The 954-nt window shown below is 57.7% G+C and carries 1 pseudogene; it reads right to left on the reverse strand.

What is annotated here, in order from left to right:
• Positions 1-74: 74 nt before the first annotated feature.
• Positions 75-954 (reverse strand): annotated as a pseudogene (locus LH464_RS24390) (IS30 family transposase); the annotation flags it as partial.

Consider the following 954-nt stretch of genomic DNA (forward strand, 5'->3'; position numbering starts at 1 on the left):
AACAAATACATTGCGCTTGAGTTCTCGAAAGATTGTGAGTTCATGCTGAACCGCGACTTGCGAGGCGTCTGAAGTTAACCGGCGTAGCGCATCTGAGCGAGCACTTTCTTGCGAAAGACTTCGGCCGGAGTTTTGTAGCCAAGGCACTTGCGCGGCGTTGCATTGAGCCGGCCGCAAATTTCGACCAGGTCCGCATCTGTCACGGTCAAAGGATCGACCTCTCTCGAAAGCCATTTCCGGACCCGGCCGTTGGTGTTTTCAACGGTGCCTTTTTGCCACGGGGACTGTGGATCACAGAACCAGGTTTGGGTGCCAATATGCGCCTGCAGATAGGGCCAGTCGGTGAACTCTGTTCCACGGTCGAAAGTAATCGAGCGACGGGCGAGATGGGGCAGGGCTTGCAGGGCACGAACCAGGCCATCCATGACCGGTCGCGACTGTCGATCATTGTTGCGCAGGAAGATCGCGAAGCGGCTGACCCGTTCAACGAGTGATGTCACGTTGGCTTTTCCGAACTTCTTCCGAAACTGGATCAGATCGCATTCCCAATGCCCGAACTGTTTTCGATCGGCGACGATATCTGGGCGGCGCAGGATGTTGAGTTCCGGGCTAAACCGTTGTCCATGCTTGCGTCTTGCATGCCGCGGTCGGCGGCGGGCACGATGCTCCGGCAGATGCCGCCACAGTTTGATTGCATGCCCATCGGCCGAATATGCGAACTTGTAGATCGTCTCGTGACTGACCGAGATCGGATGGCGTTCCAGGCGCAGCGCCCGGCGATCTGCTGCGGCGACCAGCCGTACATGATCCGCTCGATCACCGATTGCCGGACTGCGAGTAGCGCGCCAGCTTCCGTAGCTTCGCACGGCGTTCACAAGCCATGCCATGCGCCGTCACGCAGTAGTAGCCGCTAAGATCGGGAACGACTGCATCAACAAATACATTGCGCTTGAG

Source organism: Pseudorhizobium xiangyangii (assembly GCF_020531965.1).
In the GTDB taxonomy this organism is placed as follows: Bacteria; Pseudomonadota; Alphaproteobacteria; order Rhizobiales; family Rhizobiaceae; genus Neorhizobium; species Neorhizobium xiangyangii.